Raw genomic sequence first — 22692 nt, 5'->3', positions numbered from 1 at the left:
TTGCTGGCCGGCATCTACGCCCAAGTCCTGGGCCTCGAACAAGTCGGCGTCGACGACTCCTTCTTCGAACTCGGCGGGGATTCGTTGTCGGCGATGCGCCTTGTCGCGGCGATCAACACCGGCCTGGATGCCGGGCTTGCGGTGCGGGCAGTGTTCGAGGCGCCGGCGGTGGCCCAGTTGGCGCCGCGCATCGGCGGCGCCGCGGGCCGGCTCGAGCCGTTGGTCGCGGTGCAGCGGCCGGCGGTGATCCCACTGTCGTTCGCTCAGCAGCGGTTGTGGTTTATCGACCAGCTGCAGGGGCCCTCACCGATGTACAACATGGCGACCGCGTTGCGGCTGCGCGGGCGCCTTGACGTCGAGGCATTGGGCCAAGCGCTGGGCGACGTGGTGGGCCGTCACGAGAGCCTGCGCACGCTGTTCGTCGCGCCCGACGGTATCCCCCAACAGGTGGTGGTACCGCCCGAGCGGGCCGATTTCGGGTGGGACGTTGTTGACGCCACCGGGTGGTCGGCGGCTCGGCTGGACGAGGCCGTCAACGCAGCAGCGCACTACACGTTTGACCTTGCGGCCGAGATTGCTTTGCGGGCAAGGCTTTTCCGCGTCCACGACGACGCGCACGTACTGGTGGTCGTGGTGCACCACATCGCCGCCGATGGCTGGTCGATCACCCCGCTGGCGGGTGATCTGGGTGCGGCATATGCCAGCCGGTGCGCCGGCCACGCCCCAGAATGGGCCGAATTGCCGTTGCAATATGCCGATTACGCGCTATGGCAGCGCGCCCAGTTGGGCGATCTCGACGACAGCAATAGCCCGATCGCCGCGCAGGTGGCGTTCTGGGAGGATGCCCTGGCCGAGTTGCCTGAGCGGCTGCAATTGCCCACCGATCGGCCGTATCCGCCGGTTGCCGATCACCGCGGCGCCCGAGTAACCATCGACTGGCCGGCCGAGTTGCACCAACGGGTGGCCCGGGTGGCCCGTGAGCACAGCGCCACCAGTTTCATGGTGATGCAGGCTGCGCTGGCGGTGCTGCTGGGAAAGCTCGCCGCGAGTTCTGATGTGGCGGTAGGCTTCCCGGTCGCCGGGCGCCGTGATCCCGCCCTCGATGAGCTGGTCGGGTTTTTCGTCAACACCTTGGTGCTGCGGGTTGACCTGACCGGCGATCCCGCGGTCGCCGACCTGCTCGCCCAGGTGCGCGCGCGCAGCCTGGCCGCCTACGAGCACCAAGATGTGCCTTTCGAGGTGCTGGTCGAGCGGCTCAACCCGACCCGGAGCCTGACCCATTCCCCGCTCGTGCAGGTGGCGTTGGCCTGGCAGGACAGGGATCCCGCTACCGGGCTGGCGCTGAGGGATCTGCAGGTCACGCCGATCCCGATCGATACGCGCACCGCCCGAATGGATTTGGTGTTTTCACTGGGGGAGCGCTGGAGCGAGGCCGGTGCCCCCGCCGGGATCCGTGGCGACGTGGAGTTCCGCACCGACGTGTTCGACGCCGCCAGCATCGAGGCGCTGATCGAGCGGCTGCGGCGGGTATTGCTGGCGCTCACGGCTGATCCCACGCGCGCGCTGTCGTCGATGGATCTGCTCGGTGAAGACGAGCGCGCTCGGTTGGAGATCTGGGGTAACCGGGCGGTGTTGACCGCGTCGATGACCGCGGTGTCGGTTCCGGTGTTGTTCGCCGAGCAGGTGGCCCGCGCGCCCGAAGCGGTGGCGATCAGCTGCCAGGGCCGCACGATGACATACCGCGAGCTCGATGAGGCGTCGAACCGGTTGGCGCACCTGTTGATTGCGCAAGGTGCAGGTCCGGGACAGTGTGTGGCGCTGCTGTTTTCGCGGTCGGTCGAAGCCATCGTGGCGATCGTGGCAGTACTCAAGACCGGCGCGGCGTACCTGCCGGTCGACTCGGGGCTGCCGGCGGCCCGCATCGGGTTCATGCTGGCCGATGCCGCACCGATGGCCGCGATCACCACCGCTGCCTTGGCTGACCGGCTCGACGGCCAGGAGGTAGCGGTCATCGATATCGATGACCCCCGCATCAACGCTTATCCCGCAACGGGTTTGGCGGCGCCGGCGGTCGACGACGTCGCCTACCTGATCTACACCTCGGGCACCACCGGGGCGCCCAAGGGCGTGGCTATCACCCACCGCAACGTCACTGCGCTGTTGGAGACCCTGGACGCCGGGCTGCCCGCCGCCGGAGTGTGGTCGCATAGCCACTCGCTGGCCTTCGACGTCTCGGTGTGGGAGATCTTCGGGGCGCTGCTGCGAGGTGGCCGGGTGGTGGTGGTGCCCGAATCGGTGGCCGGCTCGTCGGAGGGCTTGCACGCGGCGTTGGTCGACGAACGGGTCAGTGTGCTGACCCAGACCCCGTCGGCGGTGCAGGTGCTCTCCCCGGAGGGGTTGGAGTCCGCGGCGCTGGTGATGGTCGGTGAGGCGTGTCCGGCCGAGGTAGTGGATCGCTGGGCGCCGGGGCGGGTGATGGTCAACGCCTACGGCCCCACCGAGACCACGATGTGCGTGGCGATCAGTGCGCCGCTGACACCGGGGTCGGGGGTGCCGATCGGCTCGCCGGTGTCGGGCGCGGCGTTGTTCGTGCTCGACGGCTGGTTGCGGCAGGTGCCGGCGGGGGTCGTGGGTGAGCTCTATGTGGCCGGCGCCGGGGTGGCGCTCGGCTATGTGGGCCGGGCCGGGTTGACGGCATCCCGGTTTGTGGCCTGCCCATTCGGTGGGCCCGGGTCGCGGATGTATCGCACCGGGGACTTGGTGCGCTGGCGCGCCGACGGGCAGTTGGATTATCTGGGCCGCGCCGATGAGCAGGTCAAGATCCGCGGATATCGCATCGAACTCGGCGAGGTTCAGGCGGCTCTGGCCGGGTGTGCCGGGGTGCAGCAGGCGGTGGTGATCGCCCGTGAGGACCAGCCCGGTAACAAGCGCCTTGTCGGTTACGTCACCGGCACCGCTGACCCTGCCCAGATACGCGGCGCGCTCGCTGAGCGACTCCCGGCCTATATGGTCCCAGCGGCCGTAATGGCGCTTGACACATGGCCGTTGACACCTAACGGCAAACTCGACACCCGGGCTCTGCCGGCGCCGGAGTACGACGATGCCGGTTACCGCGCCCCGACCACCCCCACCGAGGAGATCCTGGCGGGCATCTACGCCCAGGTTCTCGGACTCGAGCGTGTCGGCGTCGATGACTCCTTCTTCGACCTGGGCGGCGACAGTATTTCCGCGATGCGGCTGGTTGCGGCGATCAACACCAGCCTGGATACCGGTCTTTCGGTGCGCGCGGTGTTCGAGGCGCCCACGGTGGCCCAGTTGGCGCCCCGAACCGGGAGAGCCGCACGTCGGTTGCAGCCGTTGACGCCGCGACAACGGCCCGCGGTTATGCCGTTGTCATTTGCCCAAAACCGGTTGTGGTTCATCGACCAGTTGCACGGCGCCTCAGCGGTTTACAACATCGCGACCGCGCTGCGGCTGGGCGGGCCGCTAGATGCCGACGCGTTACGACAGGCGCTGATCGATGTGGTCGGCCGCCACGAAAGCCTGCGCACCCTCTTCCCGGCGACGGAGACAACACCACAGCAGATCGTTACCCCGATTGAGCGGGCCGACTTCGGGTGGGATCTCGTCGACGCGACCGGATGGTCGACAGCCCGGCTGGATGAGGCCATCGGCTCCGTGGCGCGCTACACGTTCGACCTCGCTGCTGAAATCCCCTTGCAGACAAGGCTTTTCCGCGTAGCCGAAGACGAACACGTGCTGGTGATCGTCGTGCATCATATCGCCGCCGACGGCTGGTCCATCACCCCGCTGGCGCGTGACCTGGCGGCCGCTTACGCCAGCCGGTGCGCCGGGCAGGCCCCGGCGTGGAGCGAGTTGCCGGTGCAGTACGCCGACTACACGCTATGGCAGCGCGAGCAATTCGGCGACGTCGACGACAGCGACAGCCTGATCGCCACGCAACTGGCCTTCTGGGAGCAGGCCCTGGCCGGGATGCCCGAGCGCCTGCAATTGCCCACCGATCGGCCTTATCCGCCGGTTGCCGATCAGCGCGGCACCACCGTGGCGGTGGAATGGCCGGCCGAGCTGCAGCAGCGTGTCGCCCGGAAGGCCCGGGAACACAACGCGACCAGCTTCATGGTGGTCCAGGCCGCGCTCGCCGTGCTGTTGTCCAAGCTCAGCGCGAGTTCCGATGTGGCGCTGGGGTTCCCGATCGCCGGGCGCCCGGACCCGTTGCTGGACGACCTGGTTGGGTTCTTCGTCAACACCTTGGTGCTGCGGGTTGATCTGGCCGGTGACCCCACGGTCGAAGAACTGCTGGCCCAGGTGCGGCAACGGGGTGTGGCCGCTTATGAGCACCAGGACGTGCCGTTCGAGGTGTTGGTGGAACGGCTCAACCCGGTCCGAAGCCTGACCCATCACCCGCTGGTTCAGGTGCTGCTGGCCTGGCAGAACTTCACCGGGCAAAGCGATCCGACTGCCGGGGTGGGATTGGGTGATCTGCAGGTCACGCCGCTGCCGTTGGACACCCGCACCGCCCGGATGGATCTGACATTCTCCTTGGCCGAACGATGGAGCGATGCCGGCGAACCCGCCGGCATCGGCGGGACGGTGGAGTTCCGTACCGATGTGTTCGACGAGGCCTCCATCGAAACACTGATCGAGCGGTTGGGGCGGGTGTTGGTGGCGATGACCGCCGAGCCCACCCGGTCGTTGTCGTCGATCGATCTGTTGGACGCTGACGAACATGCCCGGCTGGACGAGATCGGCAACCGTGCGACATTGACCCGGCCCGCACCGTCGTCGGCCTCGGTCCCGGTGTTGTTCGCGGCACAAGTGGATCGCACCCCCGACGAGGTGGCGGTGACCTTCGACGGCGTGTCGATGACGTATCGGGAACTCGACGAGGCCTCCAACCGCTTGGCGCGGCTGCTGGCCGGCCGTGGTGTGGGCGCGGGACAGCGTGTGGCACTGCTGTTTTCACGTTCGGCCGAGGCGATCGTGGCGATTATGGCGGTGCTGAAGACCGGCGCTGCCTATCTGCCGATCGACCCGGTTATGCCCGGGACGCGGATGCAGTTCATGCTCGCCGACGCGGCGCCGATCGCCGCGATCACTACCGCGGACCTGCGTTCGCGGCTCGAGGGATACGACCTGCCGGTCGTGGATATCAACGATCCGGCGGTGGATGCCCAACCCGGCACCGCGTTGCCGGCGCCGTCCCCCGATGACATCGCCTACCTCATCTACACCTCCGGGACCACCGGGCTGCCCAAGGGGGTGGCGGTCGCGCACCGCAACGTGACCCAACTGCTGGACGCGCTGGACACCGAGCTGGAGCTGTCGCCGGGACAGGCTTGGTCGCAGTGTCATTCGTTGGCGTTCGACTTTTCGGTGTGGGAAATCTTCGGTGCGCTGCTGCATGGCGGGCGGGTAGTGGTGGTGCCCGATGCGGTGGTCCGCTCGCCGGAAGACCTGCACGCCTTGCTGGTTGCCGAACAAGTGAACATCTTGAGCCAGACCCCGTCGGCGTTTTACGCCTTGCAAACCGCCGATGAGCTAGCACCGGAGCTGGGACGACAACTCAAGCTCGAGGCTGTGGTGTTTGGCGGGGAAGCCCTTGAGCCGCAACGTCTTCGGACATGGCTGGATAACCACCCGGGTTTGCCGCGGATGATCAACATGTATGGCATCACCGAGACGACGGTGCATGCCTCGTTCCGGCAGATCGGCGACGCCGACGTCGTCAGCAATGCCAGCCCCATCGGCGTGCCGTTGGCACATCTGGGCTTCTTCGTGCTCGACGGGTGGATGCGGCCGGTGCCGGTTGGTGTCGTCGGGGAGCTGTATGTGGCCGGCGGCGGGGTGGCGTGTGGGTATGTGGGTCGTGCAGCTTTGACCGCGACGCGGTTTGCCGCCTGTCCCTTCGGAGCGCCGGGAACACGGATGTATCGCACCGGAGATCTGGTGAGTTGGGGCGCCGATGGGCAACTGCGGTATGTGGGGCGTGCCGACGAGCAGGTCAAGATCCGCGGGTATCGCATAGAACTCGGCGACGTGCAGGCGGCCCTGGCCGGCTGCGAGGGGGTGCAGCAGGCGGCGGTGATCGCCCGCGAGGACCACCCCGGGGACAAGCGCCTGGTGGGTTATGTGACCGGGACCGTCGACGCAGTCGCGGTGCGTAGCGCGGTGGCCGAGCGGTTGCCGGCATACATGGTGCCGGCCGCGGTGGTGGTGATGGAGGCGCTGCCGCTGACGCCCAATGGCAAACTCGACACCCGCGCCCTGCCGGCACCCGAATACCAGAGTGGCGATCGTTACCGCGCACCGGCCGACGTGACCGAACAAATCCTGGCCGGCATTTACGCCGAGGTGTTGGGGCTGGAACAGGTCAGTGTCGACGAGTCTTTCTTCGAGCTGGGCGGGGACAGCATTTTGTCGATGCAGGTGGTGGCACGCGCCCGGGCCGCCGGACTGGTATGCCGGCCCCGCGATATTTTCGTCGAGCAGACCGTGGCCCGGCTGGCCCGGGTGGCCCGGGTGGCCGACGGCGAGAGCGTGCCCCTCGACGACGGCAGCGGCCAGGTGGCCGCGACACCGATCATGCGCTGGTTGCACAGCATGGACGGCGCGGTCGAGCAGTTCAACCAGACGATGCTGCTACAAGCCCCGGCGGGGGCCACCGAGGCCGATGTGGTTGTGCTGCTACAGGCCTTGCTGGATCGGCATGCCGTGCTGCGGGCGCGTAGCACCGACGACGGATTGACCGTGCCGGCGCCCGGGTCCGTCGATGCCGGCGACTGCGTGCAGACCGTTGACGCGCTCTCCGACGAGGTGCTAGTGGCGGCGCGCGCTCGGTTGAACCCGGCCGTCGGGGTCATGCTCAGCGCGTTGTGGGTTGCCCCCACCGAGCAGCTGGTGCTGATCGTTCATCACCTGGCCGTCGACGGGGTGTCATGGCGAATTCTGTTGGAGGACCTGAACATTGGCTGGGCCCAGCAGCGCGGTGAGCAGCCCGTGGTGTTGCCGGCGACGGGCACCTCGTTTGCCCGATGGGCGTCACTGCTGGCCGAGCACGCGCGTCAGCCGCAGGTGATGGAGCAGGCCGAGGTGTGGCGCCAGGTGGCGGCAGCGCCCCCCGCGTTACCGCCAGTGCGCCCGCATCTCGACACGTTCGCCACCGCCGGGCATCTGACGGCGTCGTTGGACGTCGAGACCACTCGCATGCTGCTGGGCGAGGTGCCTGCGGCATTTCACGCCGGGGTGCACGACATTCTGTTGATCGCGTTCGCGTTGGCCTGGGCGGAGTTCTTGGGCAACCCGAGTGCGCCGATCGGCATCGACGTCGAAGGGCACGGGCGCCACGAGGAGCTCGCCGCCGATGTGGACCTGTCCCGCACGGTGGGGTGGTTCACCACCAAATACCCCGTGTCGCTGGCGGTCGATGGGCTGGGCTGGGCGCAGGTGATGGCCGGCGAAGCGGGGCTGGGGTCGCTGATCAAGGACGCCAAAGAGCAGCTTCGCGCCCTGCCCGATGCCTTGAGCTACGGGGTGCTGCGCTATTTGAACCCCGCTGTCGACTTGGACGTGGCCGATCCGCCGATCGGCTTCAACTATCTGGGGCGTCTGGGCGTCGCGGGGACCGACAAGTCCAACGATGGCTGGCGGATCTGCCAGGACGGCGGCGCCGCGGTCACCGGCGCCGCCACGGCCGTGCCCATGGCGCTGGCGCACACGGTGGAGCTCAACGCCGGCACGGTCGAGACCGACTCCGGTCCGCAGCTGCACGCCGATTGGATGTGGGCTCCTTCGGCGCTCGATGATGCCGAAGCTAATCGATTGAGCCGGTTGTGGTTTGAGGCCCTGGCCGGGATCTGCGCGCATGTGCGGGCCGGCGGGGGCGGGCTGACCCCGTCGGACATTGTTCCTGCCCGGCTCAGCCAGCAGCAGATCGACGAGTTAGCGCGGCGATTCGACGTCGCCGATGTGTTGCCGCTGACGCCGTTGCAGACGGGCCTGCTGTTCCACGCCAGTGCAGCGCAAGGCAGCGACGACGACGTCTATGCGGTGCAGCTCGATTTCACGTTGACCGGCCCGCTCGACCCCCACCGCCTGCGCGATGCGGTGCGCACGGTGGTCAACCGGTATCCCAACCTGGCGGCCCGGTTCTGCGTACACTACGACGAGCCGGTACAGATCATCCCGGCCGATCCGGTGGCGCCGTGGCGATACGTCGAGCTGGCCGGCGGCGACGTCGAGGAGCAGGTGCAGCGTCTGTGCGCCGCGGAGCGTGCCGCGGTCTATGACCTCGCCGATCAGCCGGGCTTCCGGGCGGCGCTGGTGCGCATCGCAGCTGACCGGCACCGGTTTGTGCTGACCAATCACCACATCCTCGCGGATGGCTGGTCGATGCCGATCCTGCTGTGGGAGATATTCGCCGGCTACTTCGGGCAGCGGCTGCCCGCGGCCGCGCCGTATCGGCGTTATGTTACCTGGCTGGCCGATCGGGATCGCGCTGCGGCCCAAGCTGTTTGGCGTGACGCGCTGGCCGGCTTCGACGCGCCCACATTGGTAAGCCCACCGGATCGGTTGGGGCTGGGGCCGCGAGCCATTGCATCGTTCAAGGTGCCGGCGGAAACCACGCAGGCGATCAGCGAGTTGGCCCGCTCGTCGCACACCACCGTCAACACGGTGCTGCAGGCCGCGTGGGCTGCGCTGCTGACGTGGCTGACCGGCCAGCGTGACGTGGCGTTCGGTGCCGTGGTGTCGGGGCGGCCGGCCGAGGTGGTCGGCGCGGAATCGATGGTGGGGCTGTTGATCAACACGGTGCCGGTGCGCGCGAACATCGCCGCGGAAACCACCACCGCAGACTTGCTGGATCAGCTGCAGCGCACCCACAACGACACGTTCGAGCACCAGCACTTGGGGCTGAACGAAATTCACCGCCTCACCGGTCAGGAAAGACTGTTCGACACCGTTTTGGTCTACGAGAACTATCCGATCGAAACCCCCGCGCTGGCGGACAATCTCGAGACGACGATCGCCCAGTTCACTGTCCGCGACTACTACCACTACCCGCTGGCTTTGCAAGCCGTGCCGGGCAGCGAATTGGACCTTCGTGTGCAATTCCGCACCGACCTGTTCGACGCTGCAAGCGTCGAGGCGTTGATGGATCGGTTCACCAAAGTGTTGGTTGCCATGACCGCCGATCCGGCACGGCCGTTGTCGTCAGTTGACCCACTCGGTGGAAGTGAGCGTCCCCGCTTGACCCCGGTGGTGCCGATACCCGAAAAGCGCAGCAACGGTAACGGTTATCGCGACCCGGCTAACCTGGTCGAGCAGATCGTCGCCGACATCTACGCCCAGGTGCTGGGTGTGGACCGTGTCGGGGTCGACGAGTCGTTTTTCGATCTGGGCGGCGATTCGCTGTCGGCGATGCGGGTGATCGCGGCGATCAACTCGGCCCTCGACACCCGCCTTGCCGTCTCGGCCTTGGTCGACACGCCGACCGTTAGAGGCTTGAGCCAGTCGGTGGCGCAAGTCCGGGCCGTGAGTCCGGCCAGCGATCCATAAGAGGTTCACTCCGGCGGCCAGATCGTCAGTCGATTGTGCCGGTCAGGTCGAACTCGGCCAGCGTGCGCGCAGCCAATTCCCGCAGCGCCGGCTTGGTGTTCTCGGCGCCCGGTTGGTAGGCGTTGACCGTGAGGTAAACCGTGGCGCCTCCCGTGCGCCAGGATTGAAGCGTCATTTGGCCGCCCACCCGCTCGAGCCACCCTCGGCTGAATTGGTGCCCCGTTGCTCGTGTCAGGACAAGTTCCCCGTCCGTGCCGTCGAGGCGGCACACCAATGGGCCGAGGTCGCCGAGATTGGAACACAGCACGGGAACATCGGGGTCGCAGAAACCCGCATCCACCATCCGTTTCAATGCGCGCTTCGGCGTGAACGGAATCAGCGCGCGCAGCTGCAATGACTCGTCCGGTGCCTCGCGGAGAGTTGCCAGCGCCCGCTTGATGGCGGCGCGGATATCGTTCAAATCCATTGTGACCCGTGTCGGGTCGACATTGACGATCGCGATCGACATCGCGTTCGCACGGGTGTCACCCTCGACGCGTTCGTTGATGGGCAGGTGCAAGGTGACCGTGCCGTCGCCGTCACGTCGGCGCCCCACGCGCTCAGCCAGTTTCGCGGCGAACCCGGCGACCAGCGTGTTACCCGTCCCGCCAAGAGCTCGCGCACGGGCATCCCACTCGGCCGAATCGACATGGATCGAGACGGCCGGCACGACGACAACGTCCTCACCGCCTGGAGCGACGGGTCGCGGGGCCGGCGGTCGCGCGATACCACGCTGCGCGCGGGCCTGTTTTCGGGCAAGCCTCGCCGCTGCGAAAAACGCCCGGGCAACGTCGGGCGCATCCTGTGCGCTGAGCCGGATGTCCTGAACCACCGCGCGTCGCCGAGTGCGTGAGCCCGGCGGAGGGTAGCCGAGGTCGCGTGTGTTGCCAAGCGCCGCATCAGCGATGCTGAGGGCCAGTCCGAGGCCGTCGACGAGGTAGTGGGAAAGCACCAGACTGACCGCGGTCGAGCCATCCGTAAGAGGCAGGACGCCGAGGTGCCACCCGGGCCCGCGTTCCGCATCAATCGGAAGTTGCGAGCGTTCGTCGGCCCAGTCGCCGAGTTCAGCCCGCGGGCGGGCACACTCGGCGATATCGATGTCAGGCGGTCGTTGATCCGACACCCACCGGGGCCGGCCAAACGGCAGCGGCGACAACTCGATGCGTCGTCCCAGCAACCCGTATCCGAGATTGTGGTGACAACGCTTCAACCCGTCGAAGTCGATGTGATGGTCATAAATCCACACGCACTGGATGACCAGGTTCAGGCCGGCCGCTCGATGTCCCGCGAACAAGGCTTGGTCCACCAACGCGAGCCGATTATCTCCTCGCGCAGCACCATTGGATGCGCCGGGCTCGAGGGATGCGCGTTCGCGCCGTGTCCGGACCGGCACTGCTCAGTCCTCGTAACGCAAGGCGGCATTCGGTGGGACGGTCCACGCGTCCTTCGGTTTCATCATCCGTAGAGTAGCCTGACTTCCGAAGTATCGGCGATCTATTCCGGCATCCTGCACTATGGTGCACTTATGAGTCAGAGCCTGCGGGGTGCCGTGAAGCGCGCCGCAGGCGCTTATACGGACCGACGGTACCGGTCCGGCCTTGTGCCGGACCTTCTTATGGGGGAACAGGTCTCGCACAGGGGGTCGAACGCCGAGTTGCGCTTGTGACCCCCGCCGCCGAGCGCGGGGCGGGGGCCCGACCGGTCGCTCTCTTCGTGATGGGGGTGAATCGGTCCGGAACATCGGCGCTCACGCGGGTTCTCTCGTTGTGCGGTGGTTCGCTCCCGGCCGGGCTGGCCGGCGCCAACTCGGGCAATCCGCTTGGCTATTGGGAACCGCGCGCGGCACATCGCATCAACTACAGAATCCTGCGCCGCCACCGCAGCGTTTGGTTCGACCCGACGTTTCGCTTGCAGGAGACGGGCGTGTTCGGCGCCGGCGAGCACGCCGCCTACGTCGCGCAGATCGGGGAGTTTCTCACCACGCTGCCGGCTGCGCCGCTCGTCGTCATCAAGGATTTGAACATCACCGCGCTGTCCGGTGTGTGGTTCGAGGCGGCACGTCAGGCCGGATTCGACGTCGTGACAGCTATTACGGTGCGCCACCCTCGGGAGGTCGCCGCGTCGCTTGCAGCGTTGAATCGAACCTCGCCGCCGCTCGCGAGCGCCTTGTGGCTGAAATACACCCTGCTCGCGGAGAGAAACACGCGCGATCTGCCGCGGGTGTTCGTCGATTACGCCAACCTCCTCGATGATTGGCGCCGGGAAGTGAAGCGGATTGCCGCCGCGCTGGCGATAGATCTCAACGCCCGCGATGAAGGCGCGATCGACGAATTTCTCAGACCGGATCTGCACCGCCAGCGATACGACGGCCCCGTGACCGAGCCGTTCGGCTCGAACTGGATTTCGATTGTCTACGAAGCGCTGTGCGCGGCCGCGCGCGACGAGGCGTGGGACGAGGCTGCACTGGATCGCGTCTTCGAGGCGTATCGGGCGAGCGAACGTTGTTTCCGCGCGGCCTCGGAGGATTTTCACCGGCTGCACCGGTTCAACTGGCTTGTCCGGCCGGCCATCCTGAACCTGCTCTATGAGGTGCTCGCGATAGCGCACCGGCGCAGGGGGCCTTGGGCTTGAACCTGGCGGGCCGCTCAGAATATGCCCAGGCCTTTGCTCACCTGAAGGAGCCCAACCACCGCCAGGATGGCTATCACGACCTGCCGCCGGTGAGCCAGTGCCCAGTTGTGCAGAGGCCGCAGTATGGCTTGGGTTTTGGCCGGGGCCACCAGGTAGCTGACCAGGGTGATCTCGATAACCGCAAACATCCCGATGACGAACGCGATGGCCGCGACGACCTGCGTGCCGATCGGTGCGCCCGACGCCACGATCATCGCGTCTACGAATAGCACCAACAGGGGTGGCGGCAATCCTCCGATGCCGAAAACGAACGCCACCCATAACGATCCGCTTTCCCACGCAGCTTGGAGGCGGCCGAGCACCCGCCGCATCGGCGACCCGCCCTCCGTAGCTGCGCCCTGCGGAAGGCCCAACGGCGAGAATTCCGTCGGTCGATCCGAATCCAGCACCAGCACCGACGTATTGCCCTCCCGCTTCGCCGGCTGCGCCCGCTGACGCGCCGCGGAGCGCATTGTCAGCAGTGCTGCGACGGCCAGCGCGACCACACCTATGCCGAGTTGAATGTGCCGGACTGTGGAGCTGGCGGCGCTGGCCGGGATGGTCGAATCACGGGCGAAAGAGGTGAACGTCGGCGTCGACTGCAGCACGACCAACGGAACCAGTACGCACATGAGATTCACGATCAGGCCGCCGACCAAGTAGGCCAGCAGGTTTTGCAGGGGCCGCGGCCGGGAGATCATCAAAAGGATCACAGCGAGCAGCACCGGGTTGAACCCGACCAGCAACGCCAGCCCGAGCAGTGAGCCCCACACGGCCGGAACCCTATAGCACGCTGCGGCCGGACCGGCCAGACTTCTGGATTTCAAATCGAAAGTGGTGCATGTCGAGTTATGCTGCCGGGCGGCTGAGCCGCGGAATTCGAGGCTGCGGTTTTCATTTCGCAGAACGTGCACGGGAAGTGAGAGGCCGGGATCCGCGATGAAGTTTGTGCTGGCAAGCTATGGAACTCGCGGCGATGTCGAACCGTGCGTTGCTGTCGGCCGTGAGCTGCTGCGCCGCGGGCACGACGTCCGCATGGCCGTCCCACCCGACTTGGTCGGCTTCGCCGAGTCGGCAGGGCTTACGGCCGTCGCCTACGGACTGGATATGGAAGAACCGTGGGAAGTGACGCGCAACTTCTGGACGTACTTCTTCCACAACTTCTGGAAGATCCCCGATCTGGTCCGGCTGTGGCGCGAAGGTTGGGAGCTGTTTGCCCGGTGTTCGCGCGAGACGAGCACGACGTTGAGGTCCCTGGCCGACGGGGCCGACTTGCTGTTCACCGGCCCGGGTTTCGAGAACATCGCGGCCAACATCGCGGAGTATTACGACATTCCACTGGCCACGTTGCATTGGTTTCCGCTGCGGGCCAATGGTCAGCTTGTTCCGGTTCTGCCGGCGCCGCTGGCCCGTTCGGTGATGACACTGTATGAGTGGCTGGCTTGGCGGCTGAACAAGAGGCTCGAGGACGCGCAGCGCCGTGACTTGGGTTTGCCGAAGGCAACGGCTCCCGCGTCGCGACGGATAGCCGACCGTGGATCGCTGGAAATCCAGGCCTACGACGAAGCGTGCTTTCCCGGACTGGCAGCCGAATGGGCGAAATGGAATGGCCGACGGCCCTTCGTCGGCACGCTGACAATCGAGTTGCCGACGGATGTCGACGACGAGGTCACTTCGTGGATTGAGGCGGCAACCCCACCGATTTTCTTCGGCTTCGGCAGCACAACGGTCGAATCCCCGGCCGAGACGCTCGCGACGATCAGCGCGGCGTGTGCGGAGTTGGGCGAGCGGGCGTTGGTGTGTTCCGGCTGGAGCGACTTCAGCGATGCGCCCGATGTCGAGCACGTCAAGGTGGTCAGCGAAATGAACTACGCGGCTACCTTTCCGGCCTGCCGCGCGGTCGTGCACCACGGTGGTACGGGCACCACGGCCGCGGGCCTGCGCGCCGGAGTTCCCACGTTGATCCTTTGGATGCTGCCGGATCAGCGGATCTGGGCAGGCGCGGTCAGCCGACTGAAAGTCGGCACCGCCCGGCGCTTTTCGAGCACCACCCGTGAATCGTTGGTCGCGGACCTGCGCCGGATCCTGGCGCCGGATTACGCCGCCCGGGCCCGCGAGATCGCGACCCGGATGACCACGCCCGCCGAAAGCATTGCAGTGGCCGCCGATCTCGTGGAAAACTCTGCCCGCCTGGGACGTGTCGGCTGACGGTGAAGTTGCGTCCGCGGGCCGGACGTAGGGTAAGACAATGCGGCGAAGTGTTGCTTCCGTGGAGACGTTGTCCGCACCGAGACTTACTCGCGAGACTGATTGAGCGCGGCTCTACCCGAGGTTGACTTCCTGGGTGGATCCTCTGGTTTGTTTCGTAGTGGTCACATCCCTGCACTCGCCGAGCAAATCGATACCTGGGTTTTTGTCGGCTGTGCCTGGGTAAAACGTGGCGACGACATTGTTCTTCTTCAGCACGCTGCCGTGGCTGTGGAAGTTTGAATCGCCTGCCCAACCTACGCTTTGGAGCCGTTGCACCATGCTGGCGATTTCGGATTCTGATGCTTCATAGCTCGCCGCCGGCGGGTACGTAATCATCATTCGGCCGCGGAATGGGGGGTCGCCGTCATCGTTGCAGGACGAATGCCAGAAGACCGCTTTGACGACGTGTAGCCCGAGAGCATGGACTAACTCGTGGGCGGCATCGACAACTTGAGCTTTGGACTGCTCGGGTGTCATCGGATTCGTCACGGTCGCAGCTTGCAAATTATTCATGACTCCACATCCTGACGTCACGACTGCCACAACGGCTATGGCTGTACTGAGAAGCTCCCTGGTCTGCGTTCTCGTCCGCATGCTCGCCTCCTGCTAGCGGTGGTAGTGCCCGCTGGTGCCCGGGCGGTACAGTTCGGGGTCCCTAGCGACCGGAATGCCGGTACGGTCGATGATTTGCGAGAGGGCGGTGTCGCGGTGCGGGGCGGTCATGCCGTGCTGCTGTAACGCGTCGCCGTGGCCCGATGCGATGTCGGCCATGCTGAACAAGGATTCGCTGCCGGGATCGTAATAGTGGCTATGGTCGTTGAAGGTTAGTCCGGGGACCTCGGCTTTGAACCGGGTTGACCCGAAGCCCTCGGCCGCGGGGTCCGTTCCGAGCGCGACGGTGACATCGGTTCCCGGCGCGTGCACCTGTGGTATGCCGCCCAGCTGCGTGATCGGGTCAGTCGAGGCGGCGCCGACATAGACGTGGCCCCCTGGCGCTAGATGAAAGTCGGCGGCGCTGTGGGCCATGTCGGTGCCCGGGCATCCGATCAGAACCACGTCGTTGGCATGCATTCCGTAACCGGCCGCGGCGTCGGCGACCGTTGTTGAGCCATAGGAGTGTCCGATCACTGTGACATCGGAAGCACCCTGGTGAGTGACGTTGAGCGCGTTGACATCCGACGCCAACAAGGCGCCGCCTTGATGCGCGAGACCGGTCTGCCCCACCTGGGGATCGGCGAGGCTGTCGGGGGCGTTGTAGCCCATCCACGCCACAACCGAAGTGGCCTTGCCATGGTTAGCGGCCCAGGTCTCGTTGTACAAATTCGCCGCGTCATCGCTGGAAAGCCAGCCTTGGGTGACGCTGTGGCTAGTGCCGGGCACCACCACAGCGGTGTTGGCTGCAGTGTCCGGGTTTCCGATCGCGATCGCCGCACGACCCTGGCCGTCGAACTTCTCCGGCTCGTACACCTGTAGAAACGTCGGAGCACCTGTCTTGGTGCTGTTGTCATCCAGCCCCTTCTTGACTTGGACCGCGTTCGTGTAGCGGGCGACATCCGTCGTGGTCAGGCCGTAGCTCTGCGGATGAGCGGTCACCTCCTCGACCGAAACATGGTGACCCGACGCGGCATTGGTGACCCGGTCCAAATCCTGCTGCATGACGGTCGTGTTGGCCGTGCTGCGGTCGGCAACGTAGATACCGTCGAGATTACCCAACATGTCCGGATGCTCGCGCAGCAGTTGATCTTTCTGCTGTTGACTCAGCGAGTCCCACCAGCGCTTGACGTCGTTGGGGTCGCTGCCGGCTTTGGGGATCTGCGGACCGGTGTCCTGAGGCAGCGGAGTGAGCGGTACTTCATGGCCATTGGAGGCCGGCCGTACGGTCAGCGGAGTTGTCGGCGGCTTGCCCAGCTTGGCTGCGCCGGCTTGCACCAGTTGAACGTTTTCGGCGTGCGTCTCTCTGACCAGATTTTTGATGAAGTAATTCTTCTGTTCGGCGGTGGCTTGTGGATCGTTGGCGATTTTGTCGATCATCTGTTGGGTCTTCTCAACGTTTTCGATGATCTGCTGCTTGGTATTGACCACCACGCCAGCCGAATCGCGATACAGCTTGGCCGCCGCAGCCGACCCGTTCACATGGGCTTGCAATGTGGTGATCTGCTGCTGGTGTTTGGCGTGCGCCGCGTTCGCAGCCTGACCCGACCACACATCGTCCTCGAACAGCCTCGTCCGTGCCTGCTGAAATGCCCACAGCTGCTCGTCGACGGCCTTTCGGTCGGCGTCGAACGCGTCGGCGGCATCCAACAAGGCCGTTTCGTCGGCCTCGGGCCAGGCTGGCGGCGCGGTCATTTCTGCGCCGTAAGGGCCACGGGGCCGTTCGATGCCCATTAGCTAGCCCGACGCAGGGACGCCGGGTATCTGCCGGTCAATCTGCTCGCCCAGCGGCTGATCGGTGCCGACATAGGCACGGGCGGCCGCGCCCAACGCCTGCGCGTAGCCGCTCGCTTCGGCCTTGGCCGCCGGGCGGTCCGCCACCAGCGGAGCGACAGCGCTGGTCACGTGGGCAGCGATGGCCGTCGACAGCGGATCGGCTCCAGCGGGAGTGACCGGCTGCGGAGCATCGGGGATCGCGCTGGCAGAACTCAGCAACTCTTGCCCCACTCCGGAAAGAGCCCCGGTCTTGACCCGCAAGTTAAGCGGCGCCATGAAACACCCTCGTCTCACAATACGTCGTGTGGCGAATATACCTAACCGCCAGCCACCTCCGCCGCGCCAATTGTCGGCACAACCGAAGGCGAGGCGCGCCCACCCTTGATTCGACCCCGCGGCTGTTGGCCCTGACAGCACACCAGACCTGACACACGTTCGACAGTCGCCAGGGAAGTAGGACCAGCCGATAGGGCCGAAGCGCCAATCTAATCGCCGCGGAAACGTGTGATCCAGGACTTGACCCCGAGCCGCGACCGGATTGGTCCGCAACATCACATGGTTTCACGACAGGGACGGGCCGAGCCGATCGCGCATCGAGCGGATAACGTGACGTGCCGTTGCCAGCAGGATGAGCAACGCAGACGCACGCTGTTGCGGCGAGGCAAAGACGTCATACGGCAATCTGTTAGTGCCAAGGATGATCGCGTTGCCAGCGCATGACCACGAAAGCGGATGAGCGTGTTCCTGGACTCCCAGCTCAGTCTCGACATCGCGAGTGTCAACGCTGGCTTCTTGTCCGGGCCATCGATCACCGAGAACATTTCTCGCTGCCGCCGATATACCCAAGTAGGTCAGGAAGAATTGTTGGCTGGTGGCAATAGCTCCTTCGGCTGCTGGTGCGCCTAACACTAGGTCCAGCGAGGGCGAATCGGGGTGTCCGTCCGCCCAACGATACATTTGTCGTTCCCAAAGGGCATTAGCTCGCAGAATTTCGTCTTCGTTAAGCACGAGCGTCGGTGACGGGTCGGTGAACTCGACTGAGTCGTAGGGATTGTCACTAGGCAGCTTGAGGTTGCCGTCTAACAAGCGAAGCGAAATGACAGCCTGCACTGCTTGTGCCAGAACGGTCAAAGCCGAACGGCGTCGCTGCGCGCTAGAAAACGGATCAAACGACAACCTGTCCGGGTCGGCAATGATAGACCTTGCGAGGTCCCACATGCCAGATCGCGCACCGCCGATAGGCGGAAAATGCGACTCGGCGTATTGACGGATCTCACCTGCGGAGGGCAGGCCATAACCACAAGCAGGCCCAGCAGCGGTATCCGACCACAAGAGGCGCTCCGCCGGTCCTGAAAGACAGGCAACGGCCATTTCCCATTTCGCGTCGCTGCTTGTCGACGGCTCAACGACATCCGGCGGTAGAAGGTCCTCTATAGGAAGATACCCAGTTGACCCAGACGCGTAGTCGAGCAAACGATTGAACACATCGCGCATGATCGCAGTAGATCGGTTGCCACCAGCGGACCTCGGAATCCCTAATCCTGACCTTCTATCCGCCTATTGGGGTGTCTGGATGGTCTCTGTTGTACCGCACCACGTCAATGTTTTGCAGCAGGTCCGAACTGAGGTCGCGCATCGCCGCGACCGAGCCCCAGGTTTCCATATTGTCCGCCGGACGGTGGCCGCTGCGCTTTGCTTCCTGCCAGATAGTATCAATGTGATTGAAAAGCTTTTGGCGCGCTTCAAATTGAGCATCAATGGCTCGATCGCTCAGCGCGCCTAACAAGCGCATGTCATGGACAGAAAACTCATTCATGAGTTCGATCGTGTTCTCTTGGTGTGCGTACGACATCGCTTCCGTCCCGCTGCCGAGCCCGTTTCCGTGACCGTCAGTCTACAAGCTGGAATCAGAAAACACGCTAGCGCACGGACAGGTCTTTGTCTCGGCCATCGCCTATCAGCCGGGCGGTCCCAACTCGAATGATGGCTTGCGACACGACCTTTCGATCGTCCCGAAAGACTTCTCGCTGACCGCTACACATCTGTGAACACTGCCGAATCACCCCCTGGCGAGGAACCAGGTGCTAGCATCCGGTCCGTGTCTGCGCGCGCGGCCCCGGTGCGAATCGGCGTCCTCGGCGCAGCCCGCATCGCCCCGTTGGCGCTGATCAGTCCCGCCCGGGGACACTCCGAGGTTGTGGTGGCTGCGGTGGCGGCACGCGACCCGGCCCGGGGTCAAGCCTTTGCCGCCAAACACGATATCGGCCGGGTACACGACAGCTATGAGGCGCTGATCGTCGACCCGGACATCGACGCCGTCTACAACCCGCTGCCGAATGGCCTGCACGGCAGGTGGACCCGTAAGGCGGTTATCGCCGGCAAGCATGTGTTGTGCGAAAAGCCGTTCACTGCCAATGCCGTCGAGGCCCGCGAGATCGCCGAACTGGCTGCGAATTCCGACCGGGTTGTGATGGAGGGGTTCCATTATCGCTATCACCCGCTGACCTTGCGGGCCGAGGAGATCATTGCCTCGGGGGAGTTGGGCAAGCTGCAGCGGGTAGAGGCGGCGATGTGCTTTCCGCTGCCGAAGTTCTCCGATATCCGCTACGACTACTCGCTTGCCGGTGGTGCGACGATGGATGCCGGCTGCTATGCGGTGCACATGGCTCGTACGTTCGGCGGTTCGACTCCGGAAGTTGTTTCGGCACAGGCGAAATTGCGTGACCCGCGGGTGGACCGGGCCATGACGGCCGAGTTGCGCTTTGCCGGCGGGCACACCGGCCGGGTGCGCTGTTCGCTGTGGTCGTCGAGTCTGCTGCGGTTCAGCGCCAAGGTGGTTGGCGATCGCGGGGAGTTGCGCATGCCCAATCCGGTGGCACCCCAGGTTTTCAACCGGCTTTCGGTCCGAACGCCCGACGGTAAGCGGGTAGAGCGCTTCCCGCGCCGCGCCTCGTACGCGTATCAGCTCGACGCATTCGCCGCGGCGGTGCTGCGCGGCGAACCGGTGAAGACGTCGCCGCAGGACTCAGTCGAAAACATGACCGTCATCGACGCGATCTATCGCGCTGCCGGTCTCCCGCTGCGTGAGCCGGCCTGAGATCCGGTCAGGTGGCAAAGTGCACCTGACCGATGTGCTCGGCTACCCGCAAGGCGTTGGCTGCGATCGTCAGACTGGGATTCAACCCGGTGCTGGAAGGGAAAAACGAGGCGTCCGCCACGTATAGGTTGTCGACCTCGTGCGCCCGGTTGTGTGGGTCGAGCACACTGGATTTGGGGTCGTCGCCGAAGCGACAGGTGCCGCAGGCGTGGGCCAGGTTCTGGTTGTTCTTGGCGGTCGGAAAGGTCATTTTGCGAAGTGGCTCCAACGCTTCTTTCAGCTGCCGCAAAAATGCCGTGCGGCGCTCGATTTCGCTTGCGTGGCAACGGTACTGAATCCGCAGCCGTGGGTTGCCGTCCCCGCCTTGCCGATCGGATGGCAGGACGCGGTTGTCCAGATACGGCAGGTCTTCCATGATCGCTGCCAACACCAGGCCGCCGCCGAAGGACTCGTAGATGCGGCGGATCGCCGGGCTCATCAGGCGCAGCGCTCTGCGCCGCCAGCCGGGCTGGTTCGTCATCACGTCCACCGGCGGCATCGAGCCCGCCGACTGCAGGGTGCCGTATTTCTGCCCGTCCCGAAAATAGAAGTCGTTCAGCCCGATCTGCTTGTTCGGCGCGCTGACCTTGTGGCCGGGCTGCGGCCACACCGCGATGTAGTCGATCAGGTGACGCATCAGGTTGCGCCCCACCCAGTCTGAGCCGTTGGCCAATCCGTGCGGCCAATCGCCCGAACGGGAATCGAGCAACAGCACGGGAGTGGCCAGCGCGCCGGCGGCCAGCACCACCACCTTGGCCTTCAGGGCCAGCGCGCCGTAGCGATGCTCGCAGATCACCTGCCGGACGTGAGTGCGGTCCGCGTCGAGGCGCACGACCCGACATTCGGCCAGCAGTCGGGCGCCGTACTCGGTAATGGCCGGCAGCAGGCAATTGCGCGCGGCGTCATTCTTGCACGGCTGGCCACACAGGTAGCCGTCACAGGTGGTGCACCCGTCGGTGTAGTCACAGGCCATCGGCAGGTGGTACGGATGCAAGCCGCGGCCTGCCAGGTGGTCGACCAGCGGCTGGTTGTCTGCCGAAAACGGCGGTGCCGCAGGCAGACCGGCCTCGGCCGCTTCCGGCCGCAACGGATCGGGCTGGCCGCGAACCCCAAGGAGCGTCTCGGCCGCCGCGTACCAGGGCCGCATCTGGTCGTAGGTGACCGGCCAGGCCTCCGGCACCGTGGATTCGCCGGGGTCAGGGAAGTCCTGCCGCGGACTGAAGTCGCGAGCGAAAAATCGTTCACAGACCATGCCATAGATGGCCGACGAGCCTCCTGTTCCGCTGCCCATCAACGGCACAAACCGCCGCGGGAAGCGCCCGCTGATGTCTTCGGCTTCGTCGGTCGAACGTCCGGCGCGAGCCAACGCATCGCGATAGGTCGTTGCGGAGCGACACGCCACAGGCTCGGCCAGTTCGGGCATCGAAGAGCGAATCGTTCCGGGCACCCAAGGGAGTGTCGAGCGGCCCTTCTCGACGAACAGCACTCTGCGCCCTGAGCGGGCCAGCGAGTAGCCCAGCGTCCCGCCGCCCATGCCGGTGCCCACGACAACGACGTCCCACACAACGTCTTCTGCCTCGCGAGAATTCAACTCGCCGTCAGCCAAATCGACTTCCTAGCGGAGGGGCCCAAGCTTTGCCCGGTTCGGGCGAATCACGAACGTACCATTCGTTGCCACGCGCAGATGCGTTTTCGGCATTCTGAATTCCCTTCGCCGCGAACTACTCCCAGCAACGAAACGCACACCTCGAAAGAATGTCATGCCTTTGATGCTGCTATGGTTCCCGCCATGGCAATCGGGCGGCCGCTCAGGGCTCGCCTCGCGCAGTGGGCGGTGCGCGCGCCGTTGCGCGCTCCGTACCTGCTTACGCGTGTTGTTTTACCCGGTGCCTACGCGAGCGACGGGCTGATCAGTATTCACCGCCACGCGTTCCTCGACGACCCCGCGTTCCGGCGTGCTTACCAGCGAGGCGTGCGCGCTCTTGGCGGCAAGGACTTTTATCAGTGGCACTGGCGCGTGCACATCGGGCTGTGGGCAGCGGCCAACGCCAGCCGGCTTGATGGTGATTTCGTCGAATGCGGGGTCAGTTATGGGTTTTTGAGCAGCGCCGTGATGGAATTCCTCGATTGGGATCGCCTGGGCAAAACGTTCTACCTGTTGGACACGTTCGCCGGACTGGACCCGCGCTACATCACCGCCGCCGAGCGCCCGGTCAAGACGCTGAGGAAAAGTCGGCGATGGCTGCGCAACGGTTTCTATGCGAGCTCGGCCGACAGCGTCCGCGCCAATTTCGCGCAGTGGCGTAACAAGCGGATCGTCGTCGGGGCGGTTCCGGAGACGCTCGGCCAGGTCGACGCGGATGCGGTGGCGTTCCTCCATATCGACATGAACTGTGCCGCACCCGAAGTCGACGCTCTGCGCTTTTTCTGGCCGCGCCTGTCTCCCCGCGCTTTCGTGCTGCTGGACGACTACGCGTTTCTCGGAGCAGATGAGCAGCGATTCGCCATGGATGAATTGGCGAGCGAATTGGGCGTGCCGATTTGCGCATTGCCAACGGGCCAGGGTCTTCTCACCAAGCCCGCAGGATAAGACGCGA

Annotated in this window: 13 protein-coding genes; 5 read left to right on the top strand and 8 right to left on the bottom strand. The window is 65.4% G+C overall.

Annotation, left to right across the window (positions count from 1 at the left end):
* On the top strand, positions 1–9573 hold a 9573-nt coding region (locus tag AWB95_RS12600), incomplete at its 5' end, for a non-ribosomal peptide synthetase (protein ID WP_139818494.1).
* A gap of 25 nt (positions 9574–9598) precedes the next feature.
* Here the strand turns inward: AWB95_RS12600 and AWB95_RS12595 are convergent.
* A complete protein-coding gene (locus AWB95_RS12595) occupies positions 9599–11005 on the bottom strand; it encodes a condensation domain-containing protein (RefSeq protein ID WP_085168301.1) in 1407 nt (468 codons plus the stop codon).
* Positions 11006–11328: 323 nt separating this feature from the next.
* On the opposite strand from AWB95_RS12595, the gene AWB95_RS12590 reads away from it, so the two are divergent.
* On the top strand, positions 11329–12243 hold the full coding sequence (locus AWB95_RS12590) for a sulfotransferase family protein (protein WP_099539772.1): 915 nt from the start codon (positions 11329–11331) through the stop codon (positions 12241–12243).
* 14 nt (positions 12244–12257) lie between these two features.
* Here the strand turns inward: AWB95_RS12590 and AWB95_RS12585 are convergent, their stop codons facing one another.
* A complete protein-coding gene (locus AWB95_RS12585; protein ID WP_062538399.1) occupies positions 12258–13055 on the bottom strand; it encodes a GAP family protein in 798 nt (265 codons plus the stop codon).
* A gap of 166 nt (positions 13056–13221) precedes the next feature.
* Between AWB95_RS12585 and AWB95_RS12580 the strand changes: the two genes are divergently transcribed.
* Positions 13222–14490, top strand: a complete 1269-nt coding sequence (locus AWB95_RS12580) for a glycosyltransferase (protein ID WP_062538400.1) — start codon at positions 13222–13224, stop codon at positions 14488–14490.
* A 114-nt stretch (positions 14491–14604) separates the two neighbouring features.
* Here the strand turns inward: AWB95_RS12580 and AWB95_RS12575 are convergent, their stop codons facing one another.
* The 5 genes from AWB95_RS12575 to AWB95_RS12560 all read right to left on the bottom strand — a co-directional run bounded on the left by AWB95_RS12575 (position 14605) and on the right by AWB95_RS12560 (position 18775).
* A complete protein-coding gene (locus AWB95_RS12575) occupies positions 14605–15045 on the bottom strand; it encodes a hypothetical protein (RefSeq protein ID WP_062538401.1) in 441 nt (146 codons plus the stop codon).
* 93 nt (positions 15046–15138) lie between these two features.
* Positions 15139–16878 (bottom strand): alpha/beta hydrolase, encoded by a 1740-nt coding sequence (locus AWB95_RS12570; RefSeq protein WP_062538402.1) that lies wholly within the window; start codon positions 16876–16878, stop codon positions 15139–15141.
* A 42-nt stretch (positions 16879–16920) separates the two neighbouring features.
* Positions 16921–17235: a PE domain-containing protein gene (locus tag AWB95_RS23285; protein WP_062538403.1), complete on the bottom strand. Its 315-nt coding sequence runs from the start codon at positions 17233–17235 to the stop codon at positions 16921–16923.
* 285 nt (positions 17236–17520) lie between these two features.
* Entirely contained in the window at positions 17521–18453 is a 933-nt protein-coding gene (locus tag AWB95_RS22995) for a hypothetical protein (protein ID WP_139818492.1), read from the bottom strand.
* 55 nt (positions 18454–18508) lie between these two features.
* Positions 18509–18775, bottom strand: a complete 267-nt coding sequence (locus AWB95_RS12560; RefSeq protein WP_139818491.1) for a hypothetical protein — start codon at positions 18773–18775, stop codon at positions 18509–18511.
* Between the two features lie 282 nt (positions 18776–19057).
* On the opposite strand from AWB95_RS12560, the gene AWB95_RS12555 reads away from it, so the two are divergent.
* Positions 19058–20056 (top strand): Gfo/Idh/MocA family protein, encoded by a 999-nt coding sequence (locus tag AWB95_RS12555; RefSeq protein ID WP_062538405.1) that lies wholly within the window; start codon positions 19058–19060, stop codon positions 20054–20056.
* Positions 20057–20063: 7 nt separating this feature from the next.
* Here AWB95_RS12555 and AWB95_RS12550 read toward each other — a convergent pair whose 3' ends face one another.
* Positions 20064–21701 carry a GMC oxidoreductase gene (locus AWB95_RS12550; RefSeq protein ID WP_062538406.1) on the bottom strand — a complete coding sequence of 546 codons (1638 nt, stop codon included), beginning with the start codon at positions 21699–21701 and terminating at the stop codon, positions 20064–20066.
* A 171-nt stretch (positions 21702–21872) separates the two neighbouring features.
* Here AWB95_RS12550 and AWB95_RS12545 point away from each other — a divergent pair, with 171 nt between their 5' ends.
* Positions 21873–22685: a TylF/MycF/NovP-related O-methyltransferase gene (locus AWB95_RS12545; protein ID WP_373280747.1), complete on the top strand. Its 813-nt coding sequence runs from the start codon at positions 21873–21875 to the stop codon at positions 22683–22685.
* The last annotated feature ends 7 nt before the right edge of the window (positions 22686–22692 follow it).

The sequence above is a fragment of the Mycobacterium celatum genome, from assembly GCF_002101595.1.
Taxonomy (GTDB): domain Bacteria; phylum Actinomycetota; class Actinomycetes; order Mycobacteriales; family Mycobacteriaceae; genus Mycobacterium; species Mycobacterium celatum.
Note: the sequence above shows the minus strand (reverse complement) of the source record. Positions and strands in the feature narration are given on the sequence as shown.

What these genes read in the sequence shown, in the direction of transcription:
- AWB95_RS22995 (WP_139818492.1), bottom strand. Translation starts at nt 18,453, where the DNA reads ATGCGCGATGTGTTCAATCGTTTGCTCGACTACGCGTCTGGGTCAACT.
- AWB95_RS23285 (WP_062538403.1), bottom strand. Translation starts at nt 17,235, where the DNA reads ATGGCGCCGCTTAACTTGCGGGTCAAGACCGGGGCTCTTTCCGGAGTG.
- AWB95_RS12560 (WP_139818491.1), bottom strand. Translation starts at nt 18,775, where the DNA reads ATGAATGAGTTTTCTGTCCATGACATGCGCTTGTTAGGCGCGCTGAGC.
- AWB95_RS12580 (WP_062538400.1), top strand. Translation starts at nt 13,222, where the DNA reads ATGAAGTTTGTGCTGGCAAGCTATGGAACTCGCGGCGATGTCGAACCG.
- AWB95_RS12545 (WP_373280747.1), top strand. Translation starts at nt 21,873, where the DNA reads ATGGTTCCCGCCATGGCAATCGGGCGGCCGCTCAGGGCTCGCCTCGCG.
- AWB95_RS12570 (WP_062538402.1), bottom strand. Translation starts at nt 16,878, where the DNA reads ATGACCGCGCCGCCAGCCTGGCCCGAGGCCGACGAAACGGCCTTGTTG.
- AWB95_RS12575 (WP_062538401.1), bottom strand. Translation starts at nt 15,045, where the DNA reads ATGAATAATTTGCAAGCTGCGACCGTGACGAATCCGATGACACCCGAG.
- AWB95_RS12590 (WP_099539772.1), top strand. Translation starts at nt 11,329, where the DNA reads ATGGGGGTGAATCGGTCCGGAACATCGGCGCTCACGCGGGTTCTCTCG.